At 39.7% G+C, this 11,765-nt stretch carries 9 protein-coding genes; 8 read left to right on the forward strand and 1 reads right to left on the reverse strand.

The window, feature by feature from the left end:
- The first annotated feature begins 385 nt into the window (after nt 1-385).
- The 8 genes from sdhC (at nt 386) to sucD (ending at nt 10,465) form a co-directional block, all read left to right on the forward strand.
- Nucleotides 386-760 carry a succinate dehydrogenase, cytochrome b556 subunit gene (gene sdhC, locus F580_RS0111180; protein WP_019027822.1) on the forward strand — a complete coding sequence of 125 codons (375 nt, stop codon included), beginning with the start codon at nt 386-388 and terminating at the stop codon, nt 758-760.
- Nucleotides 754-1,101: a succinate dehydrogenase, hydrophobic membrane anchor protein gene (sdhD, locus tag F580_RS0111185; protein WP_019027823.1), complete on the forward strand. Its 348-nt coding sequence runs from the start codon at nt 754-756 to the stop codon at nt 1,099-1,101. Before sdhC ends, sdhD begins: the two co-directional genes overlap by 7 nt.
- The gene (sdhA, locus tag F580_RS0111190; RefSeq protein ID WP_019027824.1) at nt 1,102-2,871 is read left to right on the forward strand and encodes a succinate dehydrogenase flavoprotein subunit; all 1,770 of its coding nucleotides are present in this window, start codon (nt 1,102-1,104) and stop codon (nt 2,869-2,871) included.
- Nucleotides 2,872-2,895: 24 nt separating this feature from the next.
- Nucleotides 2,896-3,603, forward strand: coding sequence for a succinate dehydrogenase iron-sulfur subunit (locus tag F580_RS0111195; protein ID WP_019027825.1), 708 nt, complete (start codon nt 2,896-2,898; stop codon nt 3,601-3,603).
- Nucleotides 3,604-3,840: 237 nt separating this feature from the next.
- The gene (locus F580_RS0111200) at nt 3,841-6,651 is read left to right on the forward strand and encodes a 2-oxoglutarate dehydrogenase E1 component (protein ID WP_019027826.1); all 2,811 of its coding nucleotides are present in this window, start codon (nt 3,841-3,843) and stop codon (nt 6,649-6,651) included.
- Nucleotides 6,652-6,720: 69 nt separating this feature from the next.
- A complete protein-coding gene (gene odhB / locus F580_RS0111205) occupies nt 6,721-8,202 on the forward strand; it encodes a 2-oxoglutarate dehydrogenase complex dihydrolipoyllysine-residue succinyltransferase (protein ID WP_019027827.1) in 1,482 nt (493 codons plus the stop codon).
- A 221-nt stretch (nt 8,203-8,423) separates the two neighbouring features.
- Nucleotides 8,424-9,593, forward strand: coding sequence for an ADP-forming succinate--CoA ligase subunit beta (gene sucC, locus F580_RS0111210; protein ID WP_019027828.1), 1,170 nt, complete (start codon nt 8,424-8,426; stop codon nt 9,591-9,593).
- Nucleotides 9,593-10,465: a succinate--CoA ligase subunit alpha gene (gene sucD, locus F580_RS0111215; protein ID WP_019027829.1), complete on the forward strand. Its 873-nt coding sequence runs from the start codon at nt 9,593-9,595 to the stop codon at nt 10,463-10,465. The genes sucC and sucD overlap by 1 nt, the downstream gene beginning before the upstream one ends.
- A 61-nt stretch (nt 10,466-10,526) precedes the next feature.
- On the opposite strand, the gene F580_RS0111220 is transcribed toward sucD, so the two are convergent.
- On the reverse strand, nt 10,527-11,507 hold the full coding sequence (locus F580_RS0111220) for a hypothetical protein (protein ID WP_019027830.1): 981 nt from the start codon (nt 11,505-11,507) through the stop codon (nt 10,527-10,529).
- Nucleotides 11,508-11,765 lie beyond the last annotated feature (258 nt).

Here is an 11,765-nt window from a genome sequence, read left to right on the forward strand (position 1 = left end):
TACTAAAGTTTAATACCGCGCAATAAATCGCTTAAAAATTACACACCCTTAATTTAGCGGTAGGTAAAATTGTAATTCCATGTTATCGATTATATAATCTGTTCGTCTGGTAGCCTTTTCTATATGATTATAGATTCAACAACCTATAATGTTTTTGAGTTTTATTACAAAATCTAACTAGAATCGCTTTATGAAGTTGGTTAAACTTGTGTACGAATTGGTACACTAAATTAAGAACTTGTAAAAAGTTACCGTTCACTTTCGGGAATTGCTTTTATTTATATTGATTTTTGAGTTTTAATTAAGTTTAAATTCAGTAAATAAAGGTAGTTCATGAGTAACAATAATAAAAGTTGAAGGCTTTCGAGCTCTTTAGGCAACAATTGTGAAAAAACAACGTCCTGTAAACCTAGATCTATCTACAATAAAAATGCACCCAGCAGCACATGCTTCAATTCTTCACCGTATTTCCGGTGTAATTATGGTATTTGCTATTGGCATTCTATTGTGGACCCTTTCCATCTCTCTTTCTTCTGCACAAGGATTTAGTCAAATTCAAGGTTACCTTGATGGCTTATTCTTTAGTTTTATTATCTTTGGCTGTCTTTCAGCATTGACTTATCATTTGTTGGCAGGTGTTCGTCACTTGTTTATGGATATGGGTCATTTTGAAGAGTTAGCTTCAGGTAATGCCACTGCCAAATTCATCATGGTGGTTTGGATAGCTGTATCAGCAGTAATAGGAGTTTGGTTATGGTAAACGTCGTCGCATCAGTAGGCCGTAATGGCGTACATGATTTTATTCTTTTACGAGCAAGTGCCATCATACTTGCTCTTTACACCTTACTTCTTGCTGGTTTCTTTGTAGTAACTCCAACCGTTACTTTTGAACTATGGCAAGGGTTCTTTGCTTGTACCAGCGTTAAAGTGGCAACAGTGTTAGCACTGTTGGCATTATTAACACACGCGAAAATTGGCGTATGGCAAGTATTGTCAGATTATATTAAACCTGCGTTTTTACGCGGTGCTTTGCAATTTTTCTTTTCTGTTACTTTATTAGCCTACCTAGTGTTTGGCTTTTTAATCGTGTGGGGTGTATAAGTGAGCGTTCCAATTCGTGAATTTGACGCCATAGTTATTGGCGCAGGCGGCGCAGGTATGCGCGCTGCATTAGCAATTACTGAGTCAGGCAAATCTTGTGCCTTGATCTCGAAAGTATTTCCAACTCGTTCTCATACTGTATCTGCTCAGGGTGGTATTACTGTTGCTTTAGGTAATGCCCATGAAGATCATTGGGAACAACATATGTACGATACGGTTAAAGGCTCTGATTATATCGGTGACCAAGACGCCATCGAGTACATGTGTAAAGTGGGTCCTGAAGCCGTGATTGAATTAGAGAAAATGGGTTTACCTTTTTCTCGTACCGAAGATGGTAAAATTTATCAACGACCTTTTGGTGGTCAATCTAAAAACTTTGGTGGTGAACAAGCGGCTCGTACCGCAGCCGCGGCTGATCGTACCGGTCATGCCTTGTTACATTGTTTGTACCAACAAAATGTTAAAAACAAAACTAACGTTTACTCTGAATGGTATGCCTTAGATTTAGTTAAAAATAGTGACGGTGCCGTTGTTGGTACCACCGCTATTTGCATTGAAACCGGTGAAATTGTTTACTTTAAAGCCCGTGCAACGGTATTAGCTACTGGTGGCGCAGGTCGTATTTTCGCCTCGACTACCAATGCTCATATCAATACTGGTGACGGTGTTGGTATGTCACTTCGTGCCGGCATTCAAATGCAAGACATGGAAATGTGGCAGTTCCACCCAACCGGTATTGCTGGTGCGGGTGTATTGGTTACTGAAGGTTGTCGTGGTGAAGGTGGTTATCTGCTTAACAAAAATGGCGAACGTTTCATGGAACGTTACGCGCCAAATGCGAAAGATTTAGCCGGTCGTGATGTTGTTGCTCGTTCAATGATGACAGAGATCCGTGAAGGTCGTGGTTATGATCATCCACAATACGGTCCTCATATCAAGTTGAAATTGGATCACTTAGGTCGTGAAACCTTATACAAACGTCTACCCGGTGTTTGTGAGTTATCTAAGACTTTTGCTCATGTTGATCCAGCGGAAGAGCCGATTCCTGTTATTCCTACTTGTCACTACCAAATGGGTGGTGTACCGACTAACGTTAACGGTCAAGCACTTAACATTGGTGTTGATGGTAAAGAAACTATTGTTGAAGGTTTATTTGCCGTTGGTGAAATTGCGTGTGTTTCTGTACATGGTGCTAACCGTTTAGGTGGTAACTCATTACTTGATTTAGTAGTATTTGGCCGCGCTACAGGTAATTTCTTAGGGACTTACTTAAACGAAACACAATCAGGTACTGATGCCTCTGAGTCTGATTTAGATGCGTCACTTGCCCGTACGAATCGTTGGGAGTCATCGACTAAAGGTGAAGACCCAGTACAAATTCGTAAAGACTTACAACAGTGTATGCAAATGAACTTTGGGGTTTTCCGAGAAGGTGAAACCATGGCTAAAGGCATGACCGAATTAACCGAGCTTCGTGAACGTCTTAAAGTAGCAAGGTTAGATGACAAGTCTTCTGAGTTTAATACTCAACGTATTGAGTGTTTAGAGTTAGATAACTTAATGGAAACTGCCTTCTGTTCAGCAAAAGCAGCAAACTTCCGTACAGAATCTCGTGGCGCACATGCTCGTCAAGATTTCACTGAACGCGATGATGTTAACTGGTTATGTCATTCAATCTACACGCCTGAGACCGAAGCAATGTCTAAGCGTGATGTTAATATGAAGCCTGTTCACCGCGAAGCTTTCCCACCGAAAGCACGTGTTTACTAAGGACATAATTGTAGGAATTAAATGATGAAACAAAATTTTTCGATTTACCGCTACAACCCTGATGTAGATGCTAAACCTTACATGAAAGATTATCAGTTAGAAGTACCTGAAGGTACTGATATGATGATTCTTGATGCGCTTATTCTTTTGAAAGAAGAAGACGCAACGTTATCATTCCGTCGTTCATGTCGTGAGGGAGTATGTGGCTCTGACGGTTTAAACATGAATGGTAAAAATGGTTTGGCTTGTATCACACCATTATCAGAGTTAAAAACGAAAACTATCGTCTTACGTCCGTTGCCTGGTTTACCGGTAGTACGTGACTTGATTATTGATATGACACAATTTTATCAGCAATATGAAAAAATTAAACCATACTTGATCAACGATGCTCAACCCGCTGCGCGTGAAAATATTCAGTCAATTGAAGAACGTGAGAAATTAGACGGTCTTTATGAGTGTATTTTATGTGCATGTTGTTCAACTTCATGTCCTTCTTTTTGGTGGAACCCGGATAAATTTATCGGTCCAGCCGGTTTGTTGCATGCTTATCGCTTCTTAATTGATAGTCGTGATACGGCAACCGAAGAGCGTTTAGATGATTTACAAGATGCTTATAGCGTATTCCGTTGTCACGGTATAATGAATTGTGTTGATGTTTGTCCAAAAGGATTAAACCCAACCAAAGCGATAGGCCATATTAAATCAATGTTATTAAACCGCGCGGTTTAATGAAATTTAACCTTAACGAAAGCAAGTTTAACTACTGCTTTCGTCTAAGTTTATTTTATTGATTTATATGCAAGAATAAACAGGGTATTATACTTTTCAGTTAAACTGTTGGTTTAGCTTTTGAATGAAATACCCTGTTAAATTTACTATGTTTTTTAGCGTAATCGTTTAGGTTTATTTTGAACTTACAATGGTTATAAATTTTAATTGCTTTCCCCCCAGCAAAGGAACAAGGCAATGCCAGAAGGTGTAATGAAGGCTTGGCTAGAGTCTTCCCACTTAAACGGTGGCAACATCGTTTATATCGAAGAATTGTACGAATCATACCTAGATAACTCCGCCTCTGTATCAACAGAATGGCAAGAAATCTTCGGTCAACTCCCTAAAGTCGAAGGCAGTGAGGTGGAATACCGCCACAGTGTCATCCGTGATGAATTTAAAACCTTAGCAAAACAAACCCACAAACAAGTTGTTGTTTCCGGTGGTGATGCTAAACAGGTCAAAGTATTACAGCTTATTAATGCTTTTAGATTCCGCGGTCATCAAAATGCTAATTTAGACCCTTTGGGTTTATGGCAGCGTGATAAGGTGCGTGATTTACAATTGTCACATCATGACTTATCAGAAAACGACTTTGATAAAGAATTTAACTTAGGTTCATTTGCTGTTGGCAAAGATACCATGAAGTTAGGTGAGTTATTTAAAACCTTAAAAGCTACTTATTGTGGTTCTATTGGCGCTGAATATATGCACATGACCTCAACTGATGAGAAACGTTGGATACAACAACGTCTTGAATCGGTGCAGTCACAAGCAACACTTAGCGTTGATGAAAAGACCGAAATTTTTAAAGGTTTAATTGCCGCGGATGGTTTAGAGAAGTATCTAGGGGCGAAATTTCCAGGTGCAAAACGCTTTTCATTAGAAGGTGGTGACGCCTTAGTTCCTATGCTTAAAGAATTAATCACTCGTGCTGGTGCCGCTGGCACTAAAGAAGTGGTTATGGGCATGGCTCATCGCGGTCGTTTAAATGTACTGGTCAATGTTATGGGTAAAAATCCATCAAAATTATTTGATGAATTTGCCGGTAAACATGATGAAATTTCAAGCTCGGGTGATGTAAAATACCATCAAGGTTATTCTTCAGATTTTGTTACGCCTGGCGGTAATGTTCATTTAGCGCTTGCGTTTAACCCTTCGCATCTTGAAATCGTTAACCCTGTTGTTATTGGCTCTGTAAGAGCGAGACAAGATAGACGCGGCGGTATTGAAGGTGACCAAGGTAATTTAGTATTACCTATTACCATTCATGGTGATTCGGCTATTGCCGGTCAAGGCGTAGTGCAAGAAACTTTTAATATGTCACAAGCACGTGCATTTAAAGTAGGCGGCACAGTACGTATTGTCATTAATAATCAAGTTGGTTTTACTACCTCTGTCGCAGAAGATACACGCTCTGGAGAGTACTGTACTGAAATTGCGAAAATGGTACAGGCGCCTATTTTACATGTTAATGGTGATGATCCTGAAGCGGTGATTTTAGTAACACAAATTGCCATTGATTACCGTAATGAATTTAAACGTGATGTGGTTATCGACTTAGTTTGTTACCGTCGACATGGCCATAATGAAGCTGATGAGCCTAGTGCCACTCAGCCATTGATGTATAAAATCATTAAAAAGCATCCTACGCCACGTCAATTATACGCAGAGAAATTGGCCGCAGAAGGCAGCTTGACCCAAGCAAAAGTTGATGAGCTAACGGCTTATTACCGTAAATTGCTTGATGAAGGGCAATGTACGGTTGAGCAATGGCGTCCAATGACAGAACATTCTGTTGACTGGACTCCTTATCTTGGTCATGAATGGGATGATGACTACGACAAAGAAATTGCCTTTGATAAGCTAAAAGGCTTAGCAGTTAAAATTGCCACTATTCCGGATAGCAACCCAGTACATTCTCGCGTTAAGAAGATCTATGATGATCGCATGAGAATGGCCAAAGGTGAAAAATTACTGGATTGGGGCATGGCGGAAAACTTAGCTTATGCGACTATTGTTGACATAGGCAAACGTGTTCGTCTTACCGGGCAAGATTCAGCTCGTGGCACCTTCTTCCATCGTCATGCGGTTTTACATAACCAAGATGATGGTAGCACTTATACGCCTTTACAAAATATACGTGAAGGTCAAGGTCCTTTTGATGTTCATGATTCAGTATTGTCTGAAGTTTCTGTTGTCGCATTTGAATATGGCTATACCACGGCTGAGCCATCGGGTTTAACTCTGTGGGAAGCACAATTTGGCGATTTTGCTAACTGTGCCCAAGTAGTATTTGATCAGTTCATTAGCTCAGGCGAACAAAAATGGGGCCGTTTATGTGGCCTAACTATGTTATTGCCACATGGTTATGAAGGGCAAGGACCAGAGCATTCATCTGGTCGCTTAGAACGATTCTTACAACTTTGTGCCGATCACAATATGCAAGTGTGTGTGCCATCAACACCAGCGCAAGTATTCAACATGTTACGTCGCCAAGTGATTCGACCAATGCGTCGGCCATTAATTGTGATGTCACCTAAATCATTATTACGTCACCCGCTAGCGGTTTCTTCTTTAGAAGAAATGGCCACTGGTGTTTTTCATAATGTTATCGGTGAAACTGATGAATTAGATCATAGTGCGGTTGAACGGGTAGTATTTTGTAGTGGTAAAGTTTACTACGAATTAGTTGAGCAACGTCGTAAAAACGAGCTTAATAATGTTGCCATTATTCGTATTGAGCAGTTATACCCTTTCCCAGAGAAAGAACTTCAAGATGCTATTAAACAGTATCAACATGTGAAGCAATTTGTTTGGTGTCAGGAAGAACCGCAAAATCAAGGTGCTTGGTATTGTTCTCAGCATCATTTTAGAGCGGCAATCCCTGAAGGTACGTATTTGACTTATGCTGGCCGTAAAGCCTCAGCAGCTCCTGCTGTTGGTTATATGTCAGTTCATGTGAAAGAACAACAAGCGCTTGTCACTCAAGCGTTAACGTTAGATTAACTATTGAGTGCACTTCATCTCATTACAGTAATGAGATGAAGTGCTACAAGTTTGTAAGGAATAAAAAAAATGACAACCGAAATTAAAGTGCCGGTATTACCAGAATCCGTTGCTGATGCAACAGTAGCAACTTGGCATGTACAAGTTGGTGAAAAATTTACTCGCGACCAAGTCCTAGTAGATATTGAGACAGACAAAGTAGTATTAGAAGTGCCAGCGACCTGCGATGGCGTTATGACCGATATTAGCCAAGTTGACGGCGCGACTGTATTAGGCGACCAAGTAATTGGTACTTACTCAGAAGGTTCAGCTGCTGTTGCAGCTCCTGCAGCAGCCCCCGTAGCGGCGGTAGCAGCAACAAGTGCTGTTAACGTTATTGATATCGTAGTACCGGTATTACCTGAATCAGTTGCTGATGCGACTGTTGCCACATGGCATGTTGCCGAAGGTGATACGGTATCAGTTGATCAAAATTTAGTTGATATTGAAACTGATAAAGTAGTATTAGAAGTTGTTGCTCAAGATAATGGCGTTATTGGTAAAATTATCCATGTTGAAGGCGATACCGTTTTAGGCGCGCAAAAAATTGGTGAGCTTAACGCCGGTGCTACAGCGAATACTACGGCTACAGCAACGTCTGAAGAAGCAGTAAGCAGCGATGAGCTTGCTAGCCCATCTGTTCGTCGTTTAATGACAGAAAAAGGTTTAACCGCAGCTGATGTTGTTGGTACTGGCAAAGGTGGTCGTATTTCGAAAGAAGACGTAGCTGCAGCGGCCAATTCTCCAAAAGGAAAACCAGCGGCAGCTCCGGTAGCAAAAGCCGCAGTTCCAGCTGTTGAAGAGTTAGGCGAGCGTACACAGAAACGTGTCCCTATGACACGTTTACGTAAAACAATCGCGACACGTTTATTGGCAGCGAAAAATGAAACGGCTATGTTAACTACGTTCAACGAAGTTAACATGAAGCCAATTATGGATCTTCGTAAGCAATATAAAGACTTATTCGAAAAAACTCATGATACCCGTTTAGGTTTTATGTCATTTTACGTGAAAGCGGTGACTGAAGCGCTTAAACGCTACCCGGCAATCAATGCTTCAATTGACGGTGATGATATTGTTTATCATAATTTCTTCGATATCTCTATTGCGGTATCTACGCCTCGTGGTCTAGTTACACCAGTATTACGTGATACAGATCAATTAAGCATGGCCGGTATTGAAAATGGTATTCGTGCCTTAGCGCTTAAAGGACGCGATGGTAAGCTTTCAATGGCTGAAATGACTGGCGGTAACTTCACTATCACCAACGGTGGTGTTTTTGGTTCATTGCTTTCAACACCAATCCTTAACTTACCGCAAGCGGCAATTTTAGGTATGCATAAGATACAAGACCGCCCTATGGCCGTTGATGGTAAAGTAGAAATTTTACCTATGATGTATCTAGCATTATCTTACGATCACCGTTTAGTTGATGGTAAAGAGTCTGTTGGTTTCTTAGTCACAATCAAAGATTTGTTAGAAGACCCTACACGTCTTCTTTTAGATATATAGTTTTCAAATATATAGTTTTCAGATATATAGTTTCAGATAGATTGTAGTCGGGAACTTGTTCGCGCTAAGCGGGAATAAATTCCAGCCTACATTTAGCTCTTATGACTACCGTTATTAGAGCCTTTGTACTATAATCTGTCGACTTTTCATTGGCTACCGTTAGATTTTTATTAAAAGAATAAAACGGTAGCTTTCATTTACAGATAAATGGATAAAACACCATGAATTTGCATGAGTATCAAGCGAAACAATTATTCGCTGAATATGGTTTACCAGTTTCTGAAGGTTTCGCTTGCGATACACCTCAAGAAGCTGCCGAAGCTGCCGACAAAATTGGCGGCGATAAGTGGGTTGTTAAAACTCAAGTACACGCAGGCGGACGTGGTAAAGCTGGCGGTGTTAAGCTAGTTACAACCAAAGAAGAAATCAGAGAATTCGCTCAACATTGGTTAGGTAAGAACTTAGTTACTTATCAAACAGATGCAAACGGCCAACCGGTTGCTAAAATCTTAGTTGAAAGCTGTACTGAAATTGCTAACGAGTTATATCTTGGCGCTGTAGTTGACAGAGCTTCACAAAGAGTTGTTTTCATGGCTTCTACTGAAGGCGGTGTTGACATTGAGAAGATTGCTGAAGAGACTCCTGAATTAATTCACAAAGCTGAAATTGATCCTCTTGTTGGCGCTCAACCTTATCAAGCACGTGAATTAGGTTTTAAATTAGGTTTAAACCCTACTCAAATGAAGCAATTTGTTAAGATCTTTTTAGGTCTTGCAAAAATGTTTGAAGATTGTGATTTCGCGTTATTAGAAATCAACCCGTTAGTTATTACTGACGAAGGTAATCTTCACTGTTTAGACGGAAAAATTGGTATTGATGGTAATGCTATCTACCGTCAACCTAAAATGCGTGCTTTCCACGATCCATCTCAAGAAGATGAACGTGAAGCACATGCAGCACAATGGGAGCTTAACTATGTAGCTCTTGATGGTACTGTTGGTTGTATGGTTAACGGTGCAGGCCTAGCAATGGGTACTATGGATATTGTTAACTTACATGGCGGCCAGCCAGCTAACTTCTTGGATGTTGGCGGCGGTGCAAACAAAGAACGTGTTACTGAAGCATTCAAAATCATTTTATCTGACGAAAACGTTAAAGCTGTTTTAGTTAACATCTTTGGTGGCATTGTTCGTTGTGACATGATCGCTGAAGGTATTATTGGTGCGGTTAAAGAAGTAGGTGTTAAAGTACCAGTTGTTGTACGTTTAGAAGGTACTAATGCTGAACTAGGTCGTGAAGTATTGAAAAAATCAGGTCTAGACATCATTGCAGCAACATCATTAACAGATGCTGCTATTCAAGTTGTTAAAGCTGCGGAGGGCAATGCATAATGTCTATCTTAATTAATAAAGATACTAAAGTTATCTGTCAAGGTTTCACTGGTGGTCAAGGTACTTTCCACTCAGAGCAAGCTATTGATTACGGTACACAAATGGTTGGTGGCGTAAGCCCAGGTAAAGGCGGTCAAACGCATTTAGGCCTACCAGTATTTAATACAGTACGTGAAGCAGTAGCAGCAACTGGCGCAACAGCAACAGTTATCTACGTTCCAGCTCCGTTCTGTAAAGATGCAATTTTAGAAGCTATTGATGCTGGCATTGAAATTATCATCACTATTACTGAAGGTATTCCAACTTTAGATATGGTTGATGTTAAAGCTAAGCTTAATCAAACTGGCGTTCGCATGATCGGTCCTAACTGTCCAGGTGTTATCACGCCAGGCGAAACTAAGATTGGTATCATGCCAGGTCACATCCATTTACCAGGTAAAGTTGGTATTGTTTCACGTTCTGGTACGTTAACGTACGAAGCCGTTAAACAAACAACTGATTTCGGTTTCGGCCAATCTACTTGTGTAGGTATTGGTGGTGATCCGATTCCAGGTACTAACTTCATCGACGTTTTAGAAATGTTCGAAAATGATCCTCAAACTGAAGCAATCGTAATGATTGGTGAAATTGGCGGAACTGCTGAAGAAGAAGCTGCTGAATATATCAAAGCTCACGTTACTAAACCTGTTGTATCTTACATTGCTGGTGTTACTGCACCAGAAGGTAAGCGTATGGGTCACGCTGGCGCGATTATCGCTGGTGGTAAAGGTACTGCTGAAGAGAAATTTAAAGCATTAGAAGCGGCGGGTGTTAAAACTGTTCGTTCTTTAGCTGACATCGGCAAAGCACTTAAAGAGAAAACAGGATGGTAAGCTAACGCTTACAGCTTGTAATTCTTAATAAAAACCCGCTATCTAGCGGGTTTTTTGTGTGTTAATAAACATCATCTGAGATTTCTTTTGTAATTTTGTCATAATAAAACAAGAATTTTGCGGCTCCCTCACTAGCTCTTGCTTCATGTGAGTGCCAACCATCCATTGTATTATCCCATAACGGCCAACCAATTAATTTAGCGTGCTGTTTAGCCATAAGAATATATTTTTCTTTTGGGTTTTCGTCTTCAATAAATGAATCAACATACAGGTTGATAAAATCAAAAATACAAACTATTGCTACGGAGTTTATTGTTTTATTTAACATTCTTGGAGCTAATTGATTCGGATCTGATCTATAGGATATTGAGGTTTTCCCTTTTCTATCCCGAATATATGACTTTAATAATCTTGCATTATTTTTATCATCATTAGTTTTGTTTTTAATGTAATCTTTATTATCAGATTTCCAATTTTTGGAGCCAGTAAAAAAATGTAAGGGGAGGTATTCGTTTTCGTTATTTAAATAGCGATATAAATGTAAATGTAACCTTTCTATATGGTCATCACATTTTTGTCTGTTTTTAGAGTGTTGTATTTCTTCTCTGAAGTTAATGATTCTAATAAGCTCTTTTGCTGCTCTAATCCAGCCAATATCATCATTTAAAGCTCGCCAGTTTTCTATGTTATTACTGTATATTTCTTTAGTGGTTAATTCATTTTTAATGAAGTTTATATAATTTACTATTTGTTCAATAACCCTCTCGTCATCTTCGTTCTGTTTGTCATTTTCTTTATAGGCAAGATCCTCTTCTCTTTGTATCGTTGCATGTATTCTAGCTGTAAGTGCACCAATAGGAATGGAAAGAAGCATTACTGAAAACTGCAATTTACTTATTTCATAAAATGTAACTAAGCCAGAAACAGACCACGAAAAATTATATGTACAAATTGCAGGTATAAATAAAACCAGACCAATAATAATCGGTATAGATATAACGATCCAAAAAAGGCCTTGTTTATGAAGGGCATCTTTATTCACACTGATGTACCTGATTTATTAGTTATTGTATTTTGATTCTAACATAGCGAAATTGTAATAAAATCAATTAATAAAGTTCATTGTAATTAGTTTATTTGTCGCGGTGGCGACGACACCCAAAGGGGGCTTAACGCCGAGACCCCTTTGGAATCCCCCGACGCTGCTAATCAAGTGTCATCCTCCATTCAATGCCATATCTTCGACGTAACAGCGTTGATGGCACATCCATGTGCCGACATCGCTTTGTTTATCATCCCT

Origin of the sequence: Colwellia piezophila ATCC BAA-637 (assembly GCF_000378625.1) — a bacterium.
GTDB lineage: Bacteria > Pseudomonadota > Gammaproteobacteria > Enterobacterales > Alteromonadaceae > Colwellia > Colwellia piezophila.